Here is a 17,337-nt window from a genome sequence, read left to right as displayed (position 1 = left end):
CGCTCTCTATTGCAGTGCAGTAACGGGCGGGCCCGAATACCGATAACTCCTGCGAACTCGGTAACAATCGATCTCTACCCACAACAGGAGGCGACATGAAGCGCTCACGTATCACGAGCCTCACCGCGAGCGCTCTGTGTGCCGCATTCGTCGCCTGCACCGCGGTCGCGAACGCCGGAGTGGCCGCCGCACTGCCGATCTATCCCGCCTCCGACCCCGATCCCTTCTATGGGCAGCCGCAGGGTCTGGCGGAGGCCGCGGTCGGTGAGCCGCTCGCGGTTCGTCCGATGCCGCCGCTGCTGGCCTTCCCCGACACCGACGTGTGGCAGGTGAAGTACCGCACCACCAACTCGGAGGACCACCCGATCTCGTCGGTGACCACCGTGCTGGTACCCCGCAACCGGCCGGTGAACGGGCCGTTGCTGTCGTACCAGCACATCATCAACGCGCTCGGGCCCCGGTGCGCGCCGTCGCGGACGCTGTACTCGAACGACCCCGACCTCCAGATCAAGGAGGCACCGGCACTGAACCTGGCACTGCAGCGCGGCTGGACCGTCGCGCTGCCCGACCATCTCGGCCCGAACAGTGCCTACGGCGCCGCCCGGCTCGGCGGAACCATCACGCTCGACGGCATCCGCGCGGTACAGCGGGTCCCGGAACTGGCGGTGGCGGAGAGCCCGGTCGCGCTGGCCGGGTACTCCGGCGGCGGCATGGCCTCGGCGTGGGCCGCGGCACTCGCACCGACGTACGCCCCGGAACTGAACATCGTCGGCGTCGCTGAGGGCGGTGTGCCCATGAACATCGGCAAGATGGCCAACGGTCTCGGCATGCAACCGCATCCGGCGTTCGGCCTCGCGATGGCGGCGGCGCTCGGACTCGAGCGGGAATATCCGGACAAGCTTCCGATCAGCGAGCAGCTCAACGACCGCGGACTGGCGATGCGCGACGAGATGGTCAACGCGTGCACCAACGGTATTCTCGCGGCCGGCGCAGGCCGCAGCGCCACGGAGGTCGCCAAGACCACCGACCTGATGAGCAGTCCGCAGGCCTGGGAGGTGCTGAACGAGAACAGCGTCGAGTTGTACCCGGGCGTTCCGACCGCACCGATCTTCGAATGGCACAGCCCGACCGATGTGCTCATCCCGGTCGATTCGATCGAGGCGACCATCGCCCGGTACTGCGCCGCGGGCGCCAAGGTGCAGTCCGACCTGTTTCCGAGTCCCGATCACCTGACCACGGCCGTTCTGGGTCTGCCGACCGCCCTCGACTACCTCGACGCCCGATTCCGTGGCGACCCGGCGCCGTCCAACTGCTGACCCGGCAGGTGCCGATCGGCGGCGGGCCACCTGTGGCTCGTCGCCGGATTGTGTTCTGCCCGTGCGCAGTCCGAAATGTTGAGAGTTTGAGCAGATCTACCAGGGGGTATTCCGAAGCCATGCACCCCAGTACACGCACCGCAGTCGTGACGGGATCTGATTCGCCGACGGGCCGAGCCGTCGCATTGGCGCTCGCGGACGACGGTTTCGACGTCGGCCTCGCTTATGCTTCGGACCGGGACAGCGCCGAAGCCACGGCCGCCGACGTCGAATCCAGATCGGTGCGCGCGGCAGTGCAGCGCATGGATCTGGCCGACCTGCCCGGCTCCGCCGCCGCCGTCGACGAGTTCGCCCGGGACCTGGGTGGAATCGGCGTCCTCGTCAGCTGCCCGGGCAGCACCGCCGTCGAGTGCATCCAGCGCGCCGTGCGGTACATGATCGCCGGTGGCGGGGGCGGACGGATCGTCAACGTCACCACCTCCTCGTCCGGTCTCGGCGGGCTGACCGGTCTGCTCGCCGCCGAGTTGGCGCGGTACTCGATCACCGTCAATTCGGTGGTGGTACCCGCTGTCGAACCGGACTTCGCGGCGCCCGGCCCCGACGACGGGGAAGTCGCCGCGGTGGCGTCGTATCTGTGTGCGCCGGCCGGAATGTTCGTCACCGGCGCCGCATACGTGGTCGACGGCACGCGCATCGAGATGATCCCGCACAGCCTGACCGAGGCCGGCTCGCTGCGGCAGCCACGGCGCGCCGGCCGCATCCGGTCCTACACCGGCCGCTGGGCGCCCACCCGCTGGACGCGGTGATCTGGTTCGCGGGTCCGTCGAGACTCGCGGACGCGCAGCCGAAAGCGGCGTTGCCCCCGCGCACCGGGAGTACCGTGTGCGCAGGGGGCTGCGAGTCGAGAGTGACGGTGTGATGCCGGCGGCAGTGAAGGGCACAGTGGGAAATCTGCCCCACGAACTGACGAGTTTCGTCGGCCGTCGCCGTGAGGTGACCGAGGCGCGACGCCTGCTGTCCGTGTCCCGTCTGGTGACGCTCGCCGGGATCGGGGGTGTGGGGAAGACCCGGCTCGCGTTACGGGTGGCCGCCGATGCGAGCCGCGCCTTCGAGGACGGTGTGTGGCTGGTCGAGTTGGGAGAACTCGACGACGACACCACCCTCGTCGACGCGGTGTCGTCCGCGCTGCGACTGCGGGAGCAGCGCACCGGGAACCCGGAAGTACTGCTGACCGAGTACCTCGCCGACCGGCAACTGCTGCTGGTGCTCGACAACTGCGAGCACGTGGTCGCCGCGGCCGCGGCGCTGTCGGAGACGTTGCTACGGAGCTGTCCGGAACTGCGGATCCTCGCGACGACCCGCGAACCGCTGGCGATCGGCGGGGAGGCGGTGCTCCGGGTGCCGCCCCTGACGGTGCCGGAACCCGAACGCACCTCCCTGCAGGCCCTGCCGCAGTACGAGGCGGTGACGCTGTTCGTCGAGCGGGCGGCCACCGCGGTGCCGGAGTTCGAACTCACCGAGGAGAACCATGTGGCGGTGGCCCGGATCTGCCGCCAGCTGGACGGGTTGCCGCTCGCGATCGAGCTGGCGGCGGTGCGGCTGCGGGTGATGTCGGCGGAACAGATCCTGCAGCGCCTGACCGACCGCTACCGGTTGCTGACGGTCGGGTCGCGGGGCGCGCCGAGCCGCCAGCAGACTCTGCGGCTGTGCGTCGACTGGAGTCACGAATTGTGCACCGAGGAGGAACGCGAGCTGTGGGCGCGGCTGTCGGTGTTCGCGGGCGGCTTCGAACTGGACGCGGTGGAGGGAATCTGCGCCGGCGACCTGCCCGTCGAGAACGTCCTCGACGTGGTGGCGTCATTGATCGACAAGTCGATCCTGATCCGCGAAGAGGTCGGGCAGGCGGTGCGGTATCACCTGCTCGAGACCGTGCGCGACTACGGCAGGGAGAAACTGCAGGAGACCGGCGAGCTCGTATCGCTGCGGCGGCGGCACCGCGACTGGTACGAGCAGTTGGTGGTGCGGTGCGAGGCCGAGTGGATCGGACCCCGGCAGGTGATGTGGATCGGCCGGCTCGACGCGGAGAAGCTGAACGTGCGGGCAGCGCTGCATTTCTGCCTCACCGAACCGGGGGAGTCCGAACCGGGACTGCGGACCGCCGCCGCACTGTATCCGTACTGGCGTGCCCGGGGACAGCTCCGCGAGGGGCGCCGCTGGCTCGGGCAACTGCTGGGACGGCACCCGGGCGGCGCGAGCCGGGAACGGATCGAGGCGCTGTACGTCGACAGCGTGCTCGCGGGCATGCACGGCGATCGGGAGGCCGCGAAGGCATTGATCGACGAGGGGGCCGTCCTCGCCGAGCGGAACGGCGACACACTGCTCGGTGCCCTCGTGATGCATGCCGCCGGGTGTTGCGCCATGTTCGCCGGCGACCTGCCGCGGGCGCGGGCATGCTTCGAGGAGGCCCTGCCCGTGTTCCGCGACCGGGGCAGCCTGCTCCAACTGACGTGGGGACTCCTTGGGGTGGCGCTGGTCAGCGGCATGCAGGGCGACGGGGCGGTGGCGAAGATGTGCGGGTCCGAGATCTTCGCGCTCACCGAGGCCCACGGCGAATCCGTGTACCGCGGCTGGTCGCTGTGGGCGGCGGGCATGGCGGCATGGCAGCGCGGGCACCTCGCCCTCGCCGACGACTACGTCAAGCAGGGACTGCGGCTGTCACATCTGGTGGACGACCGGATCAGTGCGTGCGGGGCGCTCGAGGTGCTCGCGTGGGTGGCCGTCGGCTCCGGCCGGGCCCGGAACGCCGCCGAACTGATGGGTGCCGCGGAGGCCGTCGCGCGGGCCGTCGGCAACCCGAGCACCGTCTACCCGAACCTGCTCGTCCACCACGCGGAATGTGAGCAGCAGGCACGCGCGGTGATCGGGGACCGCGTGTTCGACGCGGCGTTCGACCACGGCATGCACACGTCTTTCGACGACGCGGTCGCGCTCGCGCTGGACGAGCGGCGACCCGACGCCGCGGCGTCGTCGAACGGGACGACGCACCTGACCCGACGCGAATCGCAGGTGGCCGAACTGGTCGCCGACGGGCTGACCAACAAGGCGATCGCGGCTCGGCTGGTGATCTCCCAGCGCACGGCGCAGGGGCACGTCGAGCACATTCTCGCGAAACTGGGTTTCACCTCACGCACCCAGATCGCGGCGTGGATCGTCGAACACGCGCAGGACCCGCACCCCTGACCAGGCACCCGCGCGGGGCGAAATAGGTATGTCTCCGGGTCGTTCAGCCGCTGTACTTCCGCGCTGCGGACGGGATGCTCATACACGTCCCCCACTCCGGCACCAGACCGAGGCCCCCGATGTCCACTGATCCCCGAATGCACCGAAAGCCCGACCCCCAACTTCCACTGCCCCCGACGCTCCGTCGGGTGCACACCGTCGACCGGTGTCTCGAGTGGACCGGGGGAAAACATGTGGCATACGACGCGGTGGGGCAGGATCTCGTGGGGGTGACGGCGTGACCACCGAAAATATGACCCGCTGGCAGGGAATCGCTCAGAAGTGCGAACTGATGATCCAGCGGTGTCTCAACTGCACGACCCTGCTCGCACCGTTGATGGCCACGTGCTCCGCCTGCCAGGGTTCGAACCTCGAGCGGGTCCCGTCCTGCGGAGTCGGGTCGATCGTGTCCTCGAAGGTGGTCGACCGCGGGCACAGCGGCGTCGACCGTGGCCGCGCCCCCTGCACGATCGCGATCGTCGAACTCGACGAGGGTCCGTGGGTGTACACCTGGATCGACGGCGACGTCCCGGCACCGTCCGACTGCCCGGTCCGGGTCGAGTTCCGTCCGGCATCGACGGCGGAACAACTGCCGGTGTTCGCCGTCCGCTCCGGTGATCCGCGATGACCGCCGTGGCGACCGAGACCTTCGGCGAACCGGAAGAAGCGTTCGGCACCGAATGGCTGCGCCTGGCGCTGCGCCGGTGCGATTTGCTCGCACAGATGCACTCGGTGAGCTCGGATGCGCGCTGGATGATCAGCTTCGCGATCCAGTGGGCGCCGTTCGGCGGTGCGAGCGCGGCGGAACTGCTGGAACGATTCGGCGTCAACCGCCGGCGGTTCATGGAACTGGTGCTCGACGGACTCGCGCCGAAGGCCACCGACATCCAGAAGATCCGCGCGATGAAAGGTCAGTTGCGTACTTCCCTCGCGCAGGCGTGGGGCGTGCAGTAGCCCGGCCGATCACCCCGGCAGCAGATCGTCCAGGTGGATCGGCACCTTCCGCACCCGGAGCCCGGTGGCGTGATGCACCGCGTTCGCCACCGCGGCCGCGGCCCCGACGATGCCGATCTCCCCGGCGCCCTTCGACCCCATCGGGCCGGCGTGCTCGTCGACGTCGTCGAGGCACACCGCGTCCAGATACCTGATGTCGGCGTGTGTGCTGACGTGATAGGAGGCCAGGTCCTGGGTCACGACGTGGCCGAACCGGGGGTCGTTCACGCTGCGCTCGTGCAGCGCCATCGACACCCCCATCGTCATGCCGCCGATGAGTTGCGACCGTACCGTCCGGGCGTTGACGACCCGGCCGATCGCGAACACGCCCAGCATGCGTTCGACGCGGATCTCGCAGGAGTCGCGGCGGACGTGCGCCTCCACGAAATGGGCGCCGAACGAATGGAGCGCGAACCTCTCGGCGTCGGGGTTGTCGAGGGTTCCCGCACTCGCCTCCGCACCCGGGACCGGGGTGGTGCCGTACTGATCCCTGAACGCGCGGGCCGCCGCGACGATCGCACTGCCCCAGGACGTGGTTCCCGTGGAGCCCCCGGCGACCGTCGCCGGCGGAAGGTTCGTGTCACCGATCTGCAGGACGATCGAGTCCAGCGGGCACCCCAGCGCATCGGCGGCGATCTGGGTGAGCGCCGTCCACGCCCCGGTGCCGATGTCGACCGAACCGATCTGCACGGTGTAGGTGCCGTCGGATTCGTACACGATCCGGGCCACCGATCCCGGCATGGTGTTCGCGGGGTACGTCGCGGAGGCCACGCCCAACCCCACCTGCCACTCCGAGTCCGACCGTGACCGCGCCGTCGCGTCACGGTCCGCCCACCCGAAACGCCGGGCGCCCTCCCGCAGACAGTCGGTGAGGCGCCGCCCCGACCACGGGCGGCCCGTACTCGGGTCGACGTCCGGTTCGTTGCGGATCCGCAGTTCGACCGGATCGAGTTCACAGGCCACGGCGAGTTCGTCCATCGCGACCTCGGCCGCGAACATGCCCGGCGTCTCGCCGGGCGCACGCATCCACGAGGGGGCAGGCACGTCGAGGGCCGCGAGACGGTGCGTGGTGTGCCGGTTCGGCGTGGAATACATCATCCGCGACGGGACCGCCGACTGTTCGGCGAACTCCTTGATCTTCGCGGACTGCTCGACCGCCTCGTGGGAGAGCGCGGTCAGCCGTCCGTCGGCGTCCGCGCCGAGCCGGATGTGCTGCACCGTCGCGGTGCGATACGCGGACAGGGCGAACATCTGCTGCCGGGTCAGCGCGAACTTCACCGGCCGTCCGGCCGTCCGCTGGGCCGCCAGCACCGCCAGCACGTTGTGCGCATGCGGCAGTCCCTTCGACCCGAACCCGCCGCCGACGTACGGGGCGATCACCCGCACCCGCTCGACTTCGAGCCCGAACAGCGGTGCCAGGGTCTGCCGCACGGAATGGACGCCCTGCGTCGAATCGTGCAGCGTCAGAACCGGTCCGCTGCCGCCCGGGGTCCACCGGGCGATGGTGGCGTGAGGTTCCATCGGATTGTTGTGTTCCATCGCGGTCGAGTACACCTGATCGACCGTGACCGCGGCGGCGGCGAGCGCAGCGGTCACGTCGCCGTCGTCGGTGTCGGTCGGGAACCCGGCGTTGACGTCGTCGGGGGCGTACAGGTCGTCCCGGCCGGAACGGAAGTCGGTGTCGTGGGGTGCCTCGTCGTAGTCGACGCGGACGAGGCCCGCACCGTGGCGGGCGACTTCCGGCGATTCGGCGACCACCGCGCCCACGAACTGACCGCGGAAGTGGACCTCGGGGTCCTGCAGGATTGAGAGTTCCCCGTCCGAGGTGTCCGCGAGACGGGGCGCATCGAACACCGTCAGGACCGCGAGTACACCGTGCAGGGCCTCCGCGTCCGCCGTGTGCATCGCGGTGACCCGGCCGCGGCCGATCGTCGACAGGATCGGGTACAGATATGCCGGGTCGTCCACCGGGTGCTCGAACGCATACGCCGCCGTCCCGGTCACCTTGTCGTGGGCGTCGAGGCGCTCGGCGGGAGTTCCGATCACCTTCGGCTCGACGAGTGTCATCGGCGCGCCTCCTCGGCGAGTGACCGGAGTACCGACACGAGTACCCGGCGGGTCAGCACGACCTTGAACTCGTTCCCCGGAAGCGGCTGTGCGGCGGCGAGTTCCGACTCGGCCGCCGCGGTGAACGCGTCCTCCGTGGGCGGCGACCCGAGCAGGACCTCCTCGGCGCGGGTGGCGCGCCACGGCCGGTGCGCGACCCCACCGAGCGCGACCCGCGCCGACGTGATCGACGCGTCCTCGATCGTGAGTTCGGCAGCCACCGACACCACGGCGAACGCGAACGACGCCCGGTCCCGCACCTTCCGGTACGCCGAGCGGTTCCCGGCGGGCGGCTGGGGCAACTCCACGGCGGTCACGAGGTCGCCGTGCCGGAGGACGGTGTCGCGGTCGGGCCGGTCGCCGGGCAGCCGGTAGAACTCGCGCAGCGGGATCCGCCGCTCCCCGTCGGTATCGCGCACCAGCACGACCGCGTCGAGAGCCGTCATCGCGACGGCCATGTCGGACGGATGCACGGCGACGCAGTGCTCCGATGCGCCGAGAATGGCGTGGTACCGGACGTAACCACCGAGCGCGGAACACCCGGTGCCGGGTTCCCGTTTGTTGCACGGCGTCGTGACGTCCTGGAAATACACGCAGCGGGTCCGCTGAAGCAGGTTCCCCGCGGTCGTCGCGAGGTTGCGCAGCTGTCCCGACGCACCGGACAGGAGCGCGCGCGACAACATCGGGTACCGGGCCCGCACCACGTCGTGCGCGGCGAGGTCGCTGTTGCGGACGGCGGCCCCGATCCGGAGCCCACCGCCGGGAGGCGTCTCGACGTCGTCGAGGGGGAGACGGCTCACATCGACGAGGAGATGCGGCTCCGCCACCCCGAGTTTCATGTGGTCGACGAGGTTGGTGCCACCGGCGAGGAACGCCGCCCGCGGATCGGCCGTGACGGTGGCGACGGCGCTGGCGACGTCGGTGGCCCGCTCGTAGTCGAAGGGAATCACGCCTCCGCCGCCTGCCGGATCGCCGCGAGGATGTTCGGGTAGGCGCCGCACCGGCAGAGGTTTCCGCTCATCCGTTCCCGGATCTCGTCGTCGGTGAGTTCGGGCGGAGCGGTCAGGTTCTCGGTGACGGCACTCGGCTGCAGGGCCAGGAACTCGTCTAACATCCCGATCGCCGAACAGATCTGACCGGGCGTGCAGTAGCCGCACTGCAGTCCGTCCTGCTCGACGAACGCCTGCTGAACGGAATGCAGCACGTCGCCGTCCGCCAGTCCGTGCGCGGTGACGACGCGGGCACCGTCGTGGGCGACGGCGAACGTCAGGCAGGACGTGGCGCGCCTGCCGTCGAGGAGGACGGTGCACGAACCGCACTGGCCGTGGTCGCAGCCCTTCTTCGGCGCGGTCACCCCCAGGTGGTCGCGGAGTGCGTCGAGCAGGGTGGTGCGGGTGTCCACATCGAGGGTCCGCTCCTCACCGTCGACGGTGAGCACGATCTTCCGGTAGCGGGGGCTGTCCGCGGCATTCATGGCGGGAGGTTACCCGCGGCGACCGCTCCCGAATCGGCGTCCGCGGTGGTTCCGCCGACGACGGACTGGGTACTTGCTGAACCCGGAAACAGTGGATGATCGGGAAGGGACGTCATGCGCGTCGAACACATCACGGTAGTCGTGCCCGCCCACGACGAGGAGGCGCTGCTGCCGCGCTGCCTCGACGGGGTACGGACCGCCGCGCAGGCTGTGCCGGTGCCGGTCACGATCGTCGCGGTGCTCGACGGGTGCACCGACGGCAGCGAGGCCGTCTCCCGTGCGGCGGACGTCGACGTCGTCGTGCTCGGTGCACGGAACGTCGGCGCCGCCCGGCGTGCGGGTTTCGACTCGGTCGCCCCTCGCCCGCACGAGTGGTTCGCCACGACGGACGCGGATTCGCTCGTCCCCGCGCACTGGCTGTCGTCCCACCTGCAGCACGCCAAGCGCGGCGCACAGTTGGTGGCGGGCACGGTGACGGTCACCGACTGGTCGGGGTGGCCCGACCACGTCCGGTCGCGGTACGGCAGCGCCTACCGCTCCGGCGCCGCCCACGGGCACGTGCACGGCGCGTCCCTCGGATTCTCCGCGGAGCTGTATCGGGCGGTGGGCGGGTTCGCCGCCCTGCCCGCGCACGAGGACGCGGACCTCGTGCAGCGGATGGTCGACCGCGGAGCGCACGTGGTGTGGAGCATCGACGCGCCGGTGGAGACGTCGGCGCGGGCCGACGCCCGCGCACCGCAGGGCTTCGCCACCTACCTGGAGGGACTGCAGGACCGATGAGCACCAACGTCAGCCACGACACCAGTCCCACCCACGCCGCCGTGCGGGCGATCATCCGCTCGGGCGACGCGGAACTGCCGCTGCCCGGCGGCGGGTCCACCGCAGCCCGGTGGGCGCAACTCACGGAATGGTGCCGCCGCGACGTCTCGGTCGGCCGGCTGCTCGAGGCACACGCCGACGCGGACGCGATCCTCGCCGAGATCGACGGCACCCGCGCAGGCCGGGACGAGTGGTGGGGAGTCTGGGCCAGCGAGCCACCGCACCCGATCCTGGACGCTGCCCACGACGCTAGCGGATGGCGACTTCGGGGAACGAAGGCGTGGTGCTCCGGAGCGTCGATGTGCACGCACGCCCTGGTCACGGCACGCGTCGACGGGCAACCCCGGCTGTTCGCCGTCGATCTGCGGGAACCCGGGGTCACGCCGGGCCGCGGGGGATGGCGCAGTCCGGGGATGGCGGCGACCGACACCGAGGCGGTGACGTTCGACGGCGTTCCCGCGCGAGTTGTCGGCGCCGCGGACCGGTACCTCGACCGAGCGGGGTTCTGGCACGGCGGCATCGGGGTGGCGGCGTGCTGGTTCGGTGGCGCGCTCGCCGTCGCGGAACCGCTGCGGGCACGCGCACGCGGCGGCCGGGCGGACAGTCACCAACTCGCGCACCTCGGTGCGATCGACGTCGCCGTCAGCGCGACTCGATGGGCACTCGCCTCCGCGGCCACGGAGGTGGACTCGGGTCCGCTCGATCGGAGGTCCGCCCAGGTGCGGGCGTTCCGGGTGAGGGGCCTCGTCGAGCGCACCGCGAGCGAGGTGATCGACCGCGTCGGCCGCGCGTTGGGTGCCGCGCCGCTCGCGAGCGACGCGGACCACGCCCGCAACGTCGCGGACCTGTTCGTCTACATCCGGCAGTCCCACGCCGAGCGCGATCTCGCGACGCTCGGCGAACTCGTCGCAGGGGAGGACTGACCGTGGACACCGCCACCAGATTCCGGGAGACACCCGTGGCGGCGCGGGGCACCCCGGAGGACGTGTGGCAGCCGTGGCTGGCCTCCGTCCGGTGTCCGCCCATACCGCTCGCGGAGTGCGACCGCATGGTCGTCGTCGCGCCGCATCCCGACGACGAGGTACTCGGCGTGGGCGCGCTGATGGCCACCGCGGCGACCGCCGGCGTTCCTGTCCAGGTCGTCGCGGTCACCGACGGCGCGGCGTCGCATCCGCAGTCGCCGACCCTGTCGCCCGACGCGCTGGCGGCCGCGCGGATCGCCGAATCGAAACGCGCGACAGCACTGTTGGGCGTCGGCGAGCCACTCCGCCTCGGATTGCCGGACGGCGGTGTGAGCGCGCACGAACGGGAACTCACCACCCGCCTCGTCGACGTTCTCACCGCGACCTCCCGGGCCGGGGAGCCGGTGTGGGTCCTCGCGACCTGGCGGGGCGACGGTCATCCTGATCACGAAGCCACCGGAAGGGCTGCGGCGCAGGCATGTTCGATCACCGGCCACGGTCTGGTGGAGTACCCCGTCTGGATGTGGCACTGGGCCCGGCCGGCCGATGCGTCGGTGCCGTGGAACCGGATGCGCGCACTGGCACCGACGCCCGACATATTGGCGCGGAAACGCCGGGCCGTCGACGAATTCCGCACCCAGATCCGCCCACTGTCCGAGGACCCGCGGGACGCCGCGATCCTCCCGCCGTGGGTGCTGGCGCGACTGATGCGGACGACGGAACGGGTGCTGTGGTGAGCGCGATGGATCCCGGCTACTTCGAGTCGATGTACGCGGAATCGGCGGACCCGTGGGGATTCGACGACCGGTGGTACGAGCGCCGCAAGTACGCGCTCACGCTCGCCGCGCTGCCCCGTCCGCACTATCGGCGGGCGTTCGAACCGGGATGCTCGATCGGGGTACTGACGGCGCAGTTGGCGGAGCGCTGCGACAGGGTCGTCGCGACGGACGTGGTGCCGCGTGCCCTGGCGAGCGCACGAGACCGCATGCAGCGTGAGGGACTGGCCGACCGCGTGGAGTTGGGACGGGCATCGCTCCTCGACCCGTGGCCGGCCGGCGCCTTCGACCTCGTCGTGCTCAGCGAGGTGCTGTACTACCTGACGCCGGCAGACCTGGGCACCGTACTGGCGCGGGCCGTCGACTCACTGGAGGAGGGCGGCAGCCTCGTGGCCGTGCACTGGCAGCATCCGGTGCCCGAATATCCGCAGACCGGCCGGGCGGTGCACGATTCGGTCGCGGCGCTCGATGGTCTCCAGCGCGTCGGGTCGTACCGCGATGCGGACTTCCACCTCGACGTCTACACACGGGGTGCGACGCCGTCGGTCGCCGCGGCGGAAGGGCTGAGCTGACCGGTCGGCGCGCTCACTGTTCGGGCAGACTGCCGGTCTCCAGGAAGATGACACGCCTGCCGATCTCCACCGTGTGGTCGCAGAACCGCTCGTAGAAGCGACCGAGCAGGGTGATGTCGACGGCCGACTGGACACCGTGCGGCCAGTCCTCCGCCTGGGTGATCGTGAACAGGCTGCGGTGCAGGTCGTCCATCGCCTCGTCCGCCGTCAGCAATCCGCGAGCGCGCTCGGGGTCGCGGTGCTGCAGCACCTGCTCGGTCTCCCTCGCCTGCGCGACGGCGACGGTGCCCATCTCAGTGAACACGTCCCGTACCTCGTCGGGGACGACGTGGTCGGGGTGCCGTCGGCGGGCGATCTTCGCGATGTGCACCGCGAGGCCGCCCATCCTGTGCAGATCCGCGGAGATGTGGAGACCGCCGACCATGAATCGGAGATCGTGGGCCACCGGCGCTTGCAGCGCCAGGAGCGCGAACGCACGTTTCTCCCAGTGCGCCGCGGCATCGTCGAGCTCGCCGCTCACGTCGATGACGTGCTCGGCGAGCTCGAGGTCTGCCTGCAGCAGTGCGTCGCTCGCCTCCGACATCGCGGCGACGGACAGTCGGCACATCGCGGCGAGATCGCCGGACAGACTGTCGAGATTCTCCGCGAATCGAGTACGCATCGGCTCAGCCTAGGGGTGTTCTGGGACAAGTGCCTCGCTCTACCGGGGGTCGGCGTGGGCCAGCTTCCGGTACCCCTGGGCACCCGCCCGGTCGACCGTCGCCTTGACCAGGCCGAAGACGATGCCCTGCACGGCGGCCGCGATCAGCACCTCGCGGGTGCTGCGGGACAGATCCTTGGGGTCGGGAGCCTCGGATTCGCCTGCGACACGCTTCCACACCTGACCGAACACGGCACTCGCCGCCAGCCCACCGGCGACACTCGCAGCAAGCGCCAACGGTTTGTACATCGCCTTCGATGCGGCGCTCATGTTCCCGCCCTTCGCATTCGATCCCGTCGATCGTCCTCCGCTGGTCGAGTACCCGGATTCGCGCGTCCTCACACCGCCGCGGTCGTGACCGGGGGATTGTTTCCTTCGACGCGTAGCTGGGGAAAGCGTTCCGTATGACCCACGAATCAGCTGGAGAGCCGACTCGCATCGTCGTCGTGGGCAGCGGCTTCGCCGGATTCGAATGCGCCCGCGCTCTGGCGCGGCGCCTCCGGGGGACCGACGCCCGCGTCATCATGATCTCGCCCCACGACTACATGCTCTACACACCGCTCCTGCCGGAGGTGGCGGGCGGAATCCTGGACGCCCGGTTCGTCACCGTGCCACTGTCCGACGCGCTCCCGGGCGTCGAACTGGTGACGGGCAGGGTCGACGCCGTCGACTTCGAGGCCCGCACCGTGCACGTCACCGACTGCGAGCAGGGTGTCGAGCAGGTGGCCTGGGACCGGGTGGTGCTCACCCCCGGATCGGTGACCCGGCTCTTCGACATTCCCGGACTCGCCGAGCACGCCAGGGGACTGAAGACGCCGGCCGAGGCACTGTACTTCCGCGACCAGTTGCTCACCCAGATCGAACTCGCCGAGCGGGACATCGACCCCCGGGTCGCCGACGCCCGCCGGACGGTCATCGTGGTCGGCGCGTCCTACGCGGGCACGGAACTCACGGCCCAACTCCGCGCCCTGGCCGACGAAGCAGCGTGCCGCCGCAACCTCGATCCCGCGAAGATCCGGTTCCTGCTGCTCGACGCCGCCGACAAGGTGATGCCCGAGGTGGGCGAGAAACTGGGCGACAAGGTGCTGGAGGTGCTGCGCTCCCGCGGCATCGACGTGCGACTCGGCACCACCCTGACGGAACTCGGACCCGAACACGTCACCCTCGACGACGGAACCGTGATTCCCACCCGCACGGTCGCCTGGGTGACGGGGGTGACCGCAAGCCCCCTCGTCGACACCCTCGAATTGCCCACCGAGAAGGGCAGATTGACGGTGCGCCCCGACCTCTCGGTCGACGGGCATCCCGACGTGTTCGCGGGCGGCGACGCCGCGGCCGTTGCCGATCCGAAGAACAGCGGATCGATCACCCCGCCCACCGCACAGCACGCCGTCCGGCAGGGGCAGGCCCTCGCCCGCAACGTGGCGGCGAGCCTCGGCGTCGGAGACGCGAAACCGTACACCCATCGCGACCTGGGTCCCGTCGTAGATCTGGGCCCGGGGTTCGCGGTCGCCAATCCCTTCGGTATCCGGCTGTCGGGGTTCCTCGCGAAGGTGGTCACCCGGGCATATCACCTCTATGCCATGCCGAACGCCGCCAATCGCTGGGCGGTCGCGCTCGCCTACCTCACCGACCTGATCTTCCCGCGCCCACTCGTGTCGATCGGGCTGGTCACCGATTCGGAATCACGATTCGAAGCCGGTGCGGAAATCGGAGCGCAGACCTGACCCGTCGGGAGGCGAGCGCGACGCGGCTCACGTTTTCGATGCGGTCGGGGAGGGTAAGCGCGGAGAGTCGTCAGGTACCGATTCGAGGGAGTGGTCGTCATCGAGGCACATCGCGACACGTCGGCTTCGGCTTCGGATGTGTGGTCCGTTCTCGCCAACGGGTGGCTGTACCCGTCGTGGGTGGTCGGGGCGTCACGGATGCGCGCCGTGTCCGCCGACTGGCCGGCGGTGGGAAGCCGTCTGCACCATTCCGTCGGCGCCTGGCCCGCACTCATCGACGATTCCACCGAAGTGCTTTTCTCCGAGGAGAACCGTGAACTCCGGCTGCTGGCTCAGGTGACCCCCACCAAAGCGATTGTGCGTCTTCGGCTGGAGCCGCGTGGATCCGGTTGCCACCTCCAGATGTCGGAGGTGGCGGCCTCCGCTCCGTTGACCTGGGTTCCGCGGATGGCACAGGATCTCGCGGTGCTCCCGCGCAATCTCGAATGCCTGCGCCGACTTTCGTTCCTCGCCGAGCGAAACACGAAACCCTGACATCGTGACCGTGCAGGCAGTCGACGCCGTCGTCATCGGGGCCGGGCCCAACGGGCTGGCCGCGACGGCCACCCTCGCCGCGGCCGGCTGGGACGTCGTGCTCCTCGAACAGCAACCCGAGCCGGGCGGCGCGGTGCGGTCGGCGGAACTCTTCCCGGGTTTCCGGACCGACCTGTTCAGCGCGTTCTATCCACTCGCGGCGGTGTCTCCCGCGATCCGGCACCTCGACCTCGGGGGAGTGGGACTGCGATGGAGTCAGGCCCCCGCCTCAGTCGGGCACCCCCGGCACCCGGACGACGACGACGCCCCGACGATCCGCCGGGATCCGGCCGACACCGCGGCCGACCTCGAGCGCAGGCAACCAGGGGACGGGCAGGCGTGGCTCCGGCTCTACGAGCAGTGGAAGGACGTCAAGGAGCCGTTCCTCGACACCTTGTTCCGTCCGCTCCCGCCCATTCGGGGACCACGACGCCTGCTGTCCCAGCTCGGCACCGCGGAGGCCCTGCGGTTCGTGCGCTTCCTCATGCTGCCTGCGCGCCGGATGACGCACGAGTTGTTCGACGGCGACGCCGCGCGAGTATTGTTGCTGGGTAACGCAATGCACGCCGACACCCCCGTCGATGCGCCGGGAAGCGGGGTCATGGGATATCTCCTGACCATGCTCGCGCAGGACGACGGGTACGTCGTCCCGGTCGGTGGCGCCGGCGCACTCTCGGCCGCGATGGCGGAGCGGGCGAGACGAGACGGCGCACAGGTCCGCTGCGGCGAAGAGGTGACCTCGATCGAGGTCAGTGGGGGAGCGGCCACCCACGTTCGGACGGCGGGCGGTGACCGCTACCTGGCCCGACGCGCCGTGCTCGCCGACGTGTCGGCGCCGGCACTGTTCGGACGGCTGCTGGATTCCTCGGTGGTCCCCGCAGGTGTGCGCGCCGACCTCGAGAAGTTCGAATGGGACACCCCCGTCGTGAAGGTGAACTACGCACTCGACCGCAAGATTCCGTGGCGGTCCCGGAACCTCGAATCCGCCGGAACTGTGCATCTGGGTGCCGACGACGACGGGCTGGTCCGCTGGATGGCCGACCTGACGACGGGGGTCGTCCCGGAACGCCCGTTCCTGCTGTTCGGCCAGATGACGACGTCCGACCCCAGCCGCTCCCCGGAAGGAACCGAAAGCGCCTGGGCCTACACACATCTGCCGCGGGGGATCACCGACGACGAATCTGCGGAGTTGCTGGCGCACCGAGTGGATGCGGTGCTCGAATCGCACGCGCCCGGCTTCGCGGAGCGCGTGGTCGGCCGCAACGTGCAGCGCCCCGGCGACCTCGAGGCGAGCAACGCGAACCTGCACGGCGGTGCCGTCAACGGCGGCACCGCCCAGTTGTATCAGCAGCTGGTCTTCCGTCCGACCCCGGGTTCGTCCGGGCCCTACACCTCGATCGACCGGCTGTACCTGGCCAGTTCCGCCACCCACCCGGGCGGTGGTGTCCACGGGATGTGCGGGTACAACGCAGCCCACGCCGCCCTGGCCGACCAAGGACGGTGGGGATGGGCGCGGAAGAAGGTCCGTGGTCGCATCCTCGACCTCGTGGCCACCCCCGACGCACAGCGATCGCCGCGACACCGCTGAGGGTCAGGAACGCGCGGCGTCGATGCGCGCAAAGAGCCACCGCGGACCGACCGTGACGGCCCCGAGCGCCTCGACCCGGGCCCGAAGCTCACGATCGGCCGTGACGACGGTGATCCGCCGGTCGCCATCCATCTCGGCGGCCACCACGTCGACGATCGCGTCGTCGCCCGAACCGTGTGCCGCCACCACCCGCAAACCGTCGAATTCCCGATCCGGCTCCCCGGTGACCGCGGCCTTCGCTGCACCCTCGATCACGACCACCACCTCGGTCGGCTGCTCCAGATGGTGTTCGAGGGCGCCCAGTTGGACGAGCAATCGGCGGGCCGCACCGGCCCGATCACGCCACCAGCCGTCGGGCCGCGAACCGACGACGTTCGCCGCATCCACCACGAGCAGCGCAGTCCCGTCGTCGGTCACCTCCACAGTTTCCCCTTTCCGGGCAGCTGTGGGTG

At 70.2% G+C, this 17,337-nt stretch carries 18 protein-coding genes; 12 read left to right on the top strand and 6 right to left on the bottom strand.

The window, feature by feature from the left end:
* The first annotated feature begins 95 nt into the window (after nt 1-95).
* From I1A62_RS07450 to I1A62_RS07430, 5 genes are all read left to right on the top strand, one after another.
* Entirely contained in the window at nt 96-1,316 is a 1,221-nt protein-coding gene (locus I1A62_RS07450; protein WP_072946212.1) for a lipase family protein, read from the top strand.
* Nucleotides 1,317-1,462: 146 nt separating this feature from the next.
* The gene (locus I1A62_RS07445; protein WP_257890714.1) at nt 1,463-2,122 is read left to right on the top strand and encodes an SDR family NAD(P)-dependent oxidoreductase; all 660 of its coding nucleotides are present in this window, start codon (nt 1,463-1,465) and stop codon (nt 2,120-2,122) included.
* Nucleotides 2,123-2,198: 76 nt separating this feature from the next.
* Nucleotides 2,199-4,556, top strand: a complete 2,358-nt coding sequence (locus I1A62_RS07440; protein WP_219458380.1) for a LuxR C-terminal-related transcriptional regulator — start codon at nt 2,199-2,201, stop codon at nt 4,554-4,556.
* A 277-nt stretch (nt 4,557-4,833) separates the two neighbouring features.
* A complete protein-coding gene (locus tag I1A62_RS07435) occupies nt 4,834-5,223 on the top strand; it encodes a Zn-ribbon domain-containing OB-fold protein (RefSeq protein WP_206011445.1) in 390 nt (129 codons plus the stop codon).
* Entirely contained in the window at nt 5,220-5,549 is a 330-nt protein-coding gene (locus tag I1A62_RS07430) for a hypothetical protein (protein ID WP_219458379.1), read from the top strand. The genes I1A62_RS07435 and I1A62_RS07430 overlap by 4 nt, the downstream gene beginning before the upstream one ends.
* Before the next feature lie 9 nt (nt 5,550-5,558).
* Here the strand turns inward: I1A62_RS07430 and I1A62_RS07425 are convergent, their stop codons facing one another.
* Genes I1A62_RS07425 through I1A62_RS07415 form a run of 3 tightly spaced genes read right to left on the bottom strand, consistent with a single transcriptional unit; the run spans nt 5,559 to nt 9,168 of the window.
* Nucleotides 5,559-7,655, bottom strand: coding sequence for a xanthine dehydrogenase family protein molybdopterin-binding subunit (locus I1A62_RS07425; RefSeq protein ID WP_219458378.1), 2,097 nt, complete (start codon nt 7,653-7,655; stop codon nt 5,559-5,561).
* Nucleotides 7,652-8,644 (bottom strand): xanthine dehydrogenase family protein subunit M, encoded by a 993-nt coding sequence (locus I1A62_RS07420; RefSeq protein WP_219458377.1) that lies wholly within the window; start codon nt 8,642-8,644, stop codon nt 7,652-7,654. The genes I1A62_RS07425 and I1A62_RS07420 overlap by 4 nt, the downstream gene beginning before the upstream one ends.
* Complete coding sequence (locus tag I1A62_RS07415) at nt 8,641-9,168, bottom strand: 2Fe-2S iron-sulfur cluster-binding protein (protein WP_087557427.1); 528 nt, start codon at nt 9,166-9,168, stop codon at nt 8,641-8,643. Before I1A62_RS07415 ends, I1A62_RS07420 begins: the two co-directional genes overlap by 4 nt.
* Nucleotides 9,169-9,282: 114 nt before the next feature.
* On the opposite strand from I1A62_RS07415, the gene I1A62_RS07410 reads away from it, so the two are divergent.
* Genes I1A62_RS07410 through I1A62_RS07395 form a run of 4 tightly spaced genes read left to right on the top strand, consistent with a single transcriptional unit; the run spans nt 9,283 to nt 12,297 of the window.
* A complete protein-coding gene (locus I1A62_RS07410; RefSeq protein ID WP_124393453.1) occupies nt 9,283-9,948 on the top strand; it encodes a glycosyltransferase family 2 protein in 666 nt (221 codons plus the stop codon).
* Nucleotides 9,945-10,910 (top strand): acyl-CoA dehydrogenase family protein, encoded by a 966-nt coding sequence (locus I1A62_RS07405; protein WP_219458376.1) that lies wholly within the window; start codon nt 9,945-9,947, stop codon nt 10,908-10,910. The genes I1A62_RS07410 and I1A62_RS07405 overlap by 4 nt, the downstream gene beginning before the upstream one ends.
* Before the next feature lie 2 nt (nt 10,911-10,912).
* Nucleotides 10,913-11,686: a PIG-L deacetylase family protein gene (locus I1A62_RS07400; RefSeq protein WP_219458375.1), complete on the top strand. Its 774-nt coding sequence runs from the start codon at nt 10,913-10,915 to the stop codon at nt 11,684-11,686.
* Nucleotides 11,680-12,297 carry a class I SAM-dependent methyltransferase gene (locus tag I1A62_RS07395; protein ID WP_124393488.1) on the top strand — a complete coding sequence of 206 codons (618 nt, stop codon included), beginning with the start codon at nt 11,680-11,682 and terminating at the stop codon, nt 12,295-12,297. The genes I1A62_RS07400 and I1A62_RS07395 overlap by 7 nt, the downstream gene beginning before the upstream one ends.
* A gap of 13 nt (nt 12,298-12,310) precedes the next feature.
* Here the strand turns inward: I1A62_RS07395 and phoU are convergent, their stop codons facing one another.
* Entirely contained in the window at nt 12,311-12,958 is a 648-nt protein-coding gene (gene phoU / locus I1A62_RS07390; protein WP_124393450.1) for a phosphate signaling complex protein PhoU, read from the bottom strand.
* 39 nt (nt 12,959-12,997) lie between these two features.
* Complete coding sequence (locus I1A62_RS07385; protein WP_124393449.1) at nt 12,998-13,267, bottom strand: DUF4235 domain-containing protein; 270 nt, start codon at nt 13,265-13,267, stop codon at nt 12,998-13,000.
* Between the two features lie 134 nt (nt 13,268-13,401).
* Here I1A62_RS07385 and I1A62_RS07380 point away from each other — a divergent pair, with 134 nt between their 5' ends.
* The 3 genes from I1A62_RS07380 (at nt 13,402) to I1A62_RS07370 (ending at nt 16,885) form a co-directional block, all read left to right on the top strand.
* Nucleotides 13,402-14,724 (top strand): NAD(P)/FAD-dependent oxidoreductase, encoded by a 1,323-nt coding sequence (locus I1A62_RS07380; RefSeq protein ID WP_219458374.1) that lies wholly within the window; start codon nt 13,402-13,404, stop codon nt 14,722-14,724.
* Nucleotides 14,725-14,814: 90 nt separating this feature from the next.
* Entirely contained in the window at nt 14,815-15,258 is a 444-nt protein-coding gene (locus tag I1A62_RS07375; RefSeq protein ID WP_206011457.1) for an SRPBCC family protein, read from the top strand.
* A gap of 4 nt (nt 15,259-15,262) precedes the next feature.
* Entirely contained in the window at nt 15,263-16,885 is a 1,623-nt protein-coding gene (locus I1A62_RS07370) for an NAD(P)/FAD-dependent oxidoreductase (RefSeq protein ID WP_219458373.1), read from the top strand.
* A gap of 3 nt (nt 16,886-16,888) precedes the next feature.
* Here the strand turns inward: I1A62_RS07370 and I1A62_RS07365 are convergent, their stop codons facing one another.
* Nucleotides 16,889-17,302: an NYN domain-containing protein gene (locus I1A62_RS07365; RefSeq protein WP_124393446.1), complete on the bottom strand. Its 414-nt coding sequence runs from the start codon at nt 17,300-17,302 to the stop codon at nt 16,889-16,891.
* Nucleotides 17,303-17,337 lie beyond the last annotated feature (35 nt).

Origin of the sequence: Rhodococcus sp. USK10 (assembly GCF_019378875.1) — a bacterium.
Lineage (GTDB): Bacteria > Actinomycetota > Actinomycetes > Mycobacteriales > Mycobacteriaceae > Rhodococcus_F > Rhodococcus_F pseudokoreensis.
The sequence above is the reverse complement of the archived record's forward strand: the minus strand, read 5'-3'. Positions and strand labels throughout refer to the sequence as shown.

Excerpts from the sequence above, each read along its gene's own strand:
- I1A62_RS07430 (WP_219458379.1), top strand. The coding sequence starts at position 5,220 with ATGACCGCCGTGGCGACCGAGACCTTCGGCGAACCGGAAGAAGCGTTC.
- I1A62_RS07405 (WP_219458376.1), top strand. The coding sequence starts at position 9,945 with ATGAGCACCAACGTCAGCCACGACACCAGTCCCACCCACGCCGCCGTG.
- I1A62_RS07410 (WP_124393453.1), top strand. The coding sequence starts at position 9,283 with ATGCGCGTCGAACACATCACGGTAGTCGTGCCCGCCCACGACGAGGAG.
- phoU (WP_124393450.1), bottom strand. The coding sequence starts at position 12,958 with ATGCGTACTCGATTCGCGGAGAATCTCGACAGTCTGTCCGGCGATCTC.
- I1A62_RS07385 (WP_124393449.1), bottom strand. The coding sequence starts at position 13,267 with ATGAGCGCCGCATCGAAGGCGATGTACAAACCGTTGGCGCTTGCTGCG.
- I1A62_RS07450 (WP_072946212.1), top strand. The coding sequence starts at position 96 with ATGAAGCGCTCACGTATCACGAGCCTCACCGCGAGCGCTCTGTGTGCC.
- I1A62_RS07415 (WP_087557427.1), bottom strand. The coding sequence starts at position 9,168 with ATGAATGCCGCGGACAGCCCCCGCTACCGGAAGATCGTGCTCACCGTC.
- I1A62_RS07380 (WP_219458374.1), top strand. The coding sequence starts at position 13,402 with ATGACCCACGAATCAGCTGGAGAGCCGACTCGCATCGTCGTCGTGGGC.
- I1A62_RS07425 (WP_219458378.1), bottom strand. The coding sequence starts at position 7,655 with ATGACACTCGTCGAGCCGAAGGTGATCGGAACTCCCGCCGAGCGCCTC.